Source organism: Kumtagia ephedrae (assembly GCF_003012745.1).
Lineage (GTDB): Bacteria > Pseudomonadota > Alphaproteobacteria > Rhizobiales > Rhizobiaceae > Kumtagia > Kumtagia ephedrae.
Window position 1 is genome coordinate 1 of record NZ_PXYK01000067.1, and the last position, 1,841, is coordinate 1,841.

At 67.6% G+C, this 1,841-nt stretch carries 2 protein-coding genes; both read right to left on the minus strand.

What is annotated here, in order from left to right:
* Positions 1 to 6 precede the first annotated feature (6 nt).
* Positions 7 to 936, minus strand: coding sequence for an electron transfer flavoprotein subunit alpha/FixB family protein (locus C7I84_RS29265; RefSeq protein WP_106775730.1), 930 nt, complete (start codon positions 934 to 936; stop codon positions 7 to 9).
* Positions 937 to 1,090: 154 nt separating this feature from the next.
* Positions 1,091 to 1,840 (minus strand): electron transfer flavoprotein subunit beta/FixA family protein, encoded by a 750-nt coding sequence (locus C7I84_RS29270; protein ID WP_106775731.1) that lies wholly within the window; start codon positions 1,838 to 1,840, stop codon positions 1,091 to 1,093.
* Between the last annotated feature and the right edge of the window lies 1 nt (position 1,841).

A 1,841-nucleotide genomic window follows, 5' to 3' on the forward strand; every position in this document is an offset into this window, starting at 1 on the left:
GCTGGATCACAGCGCCTTTTCGAGTTCGGGCAGGATTGTGAAGAGGTCGCCGACGAGGCCGTAGTCGGCGACCTGGAAGATCGGCGCCTCCTCGTCCTTGTTGATGGCGACGATCACCTTGGAGTCCTTCATGCCGGCGAGATGCTGGATGGCGCCGGAGATGCCGACGGCGATGTAGAGCTGCGGCGCCACCACCTTGCCGGTCTGCCCGACCTGCCAGTCGTTCGGCGCATAGCCGGCGTCGACCGCGGCACGGCTGGCGCCGACGGCCGCACCCAGCTTGTCGGCCACCGGCAGGATCACCTCCTGGAACTTTTCCGACGAGCCCAGCGCCCGCCCGCCCGAGATCACGATCCTGGCCGAGGTCAGCTCCGGGCGGTCGCTCTCCGACAGCCGGTTCTCGACGAAGGACGACAGGCCCGGATCGGCCGCCGCATTGACGCTCTCCACCGCAGCCGACCCGCCCTCGCCGGCCGCCTGGAAGCTGGCGGTGCGGATGGTGATCACCTTCCTGGCCTCGCCCGACTGCACCGTCTGGATGGCGTTGCCGGCATAGATCGGCCGCTTGAAGGTGTCGGCCGAGACGATCTCGACGATCTCCGAAATCTGCGCCACGTCGAGCAGCGCGGCGACGCGCGGCGCCACGTTCTTGCCCGAGGCGGTGGCCGGGGCGACGATCGTGTCGTAATCGCCGGCCAGCGACACCACCAGCGCCGCCAGCGGCTCGGCCAGCCGCTCGGCCAGCTCGTCCGCCTCGGCCAAGAGCACCTTTCGCGCGCCCTGCAGTCTTGCGGCGGCGTCGGCGGCCGCCTTGGCGCCCTTGCCGGCGACCAGGATGTCGACGTCGGCGCCGATCTTAAGCGCGGCGGAGAGCGCCTTGGCGGTCTGGTCGGACAGGCTCGCATTGTCGTGTTCGGCGATAAGCAGAATGGCCATTTCTTCTTTTCCCTTACGGTGCGGCGGGGCCAAATTCACGTCAGGCCGAGCCGAAAATGGTGCGGTACGAGAACCGGAGCGAAGCGTATGTCAGTACGTGAGCACCGGAAGCGGAGGACCGCGCCATTTGCAGGCCGGCCTCACGTGAATTTTCCTACAGCACGCCGGCTTCGTTCTTCAGCTTGTCGACCAGCTCGGCGACGCTCTTGACCTTGACGCCGGCCTTGCGGCCGCCCGGCTCCTCGGTCTTCAACACCTTCAGCCGCGGCGTCACGTCGGCGCCGAAATCGGCAGCCGTCTTCTCCTCCAGCGGCTTCTTCTTGGCCTTCATGATGTTGGGCAGCGAGGCATAGCGCGGCTGGTTCAACCGCAAATCCGTGGTCACGATCGCCGGCAGCTTCAGCTCGATCGCCTGCAGCCCGCCGTCGACCTCGCGGGTGACCCTGGCCGTCCCGCCGTCGATCTCCACCTTGGAGGCAAACGTGCCCTGCGCCCAGCCGAGCAGCGCGGCCAGCATCTGCCCGGTCTGGTTGGCGTCGTCGTCGATCGCCTGCTTGCCCAGAATCACCAGGCCGGGCTGCTCGGCCTCCGCCACGCCCTTCAGCACCTTGGCCACGCCCAGCGGCTCGACCTCGCCCTCGACCTTCACCAGGATCGCCCGGTCCGCCCCCATCGCCAGCGCCGTGCGCAGCGTCTCGGCCGCCTGCGCCGGGCCGATCGACACCACCACGATCTCCTCGGCCTTGCCGGCCTCCTTCAGCCGGATCGCCTCCTCCACCGCGATCTCGTCGAACGGGTTCATCGACATCTTCACATTGGCCAGCTCGACCCCGGACCCGTCCGACTTAACCCGGATCTTCACATTGTAGTCCACTACCCGCTTCACGGGGACCAGAACCTTCATG

What these genes read in the sequence shown, in the direction of transcription:
- C7I84_RS29265 (WP_106775730.1), bottom strand. Translation starts at nt 936, where the DNA reads ATGGCCATTCTGCTTATCGCCGAACACGACAATGCGAGCCTGTCCGAC.
- C7I84_RS29270 (WP_106775731.1), bottom strand. Translation starts at nt 1,840, where the DNA reads ATGAAGGTTCTGGTCCCCGTGAAGCGGGTAGTGGACTACAATGTGAAG.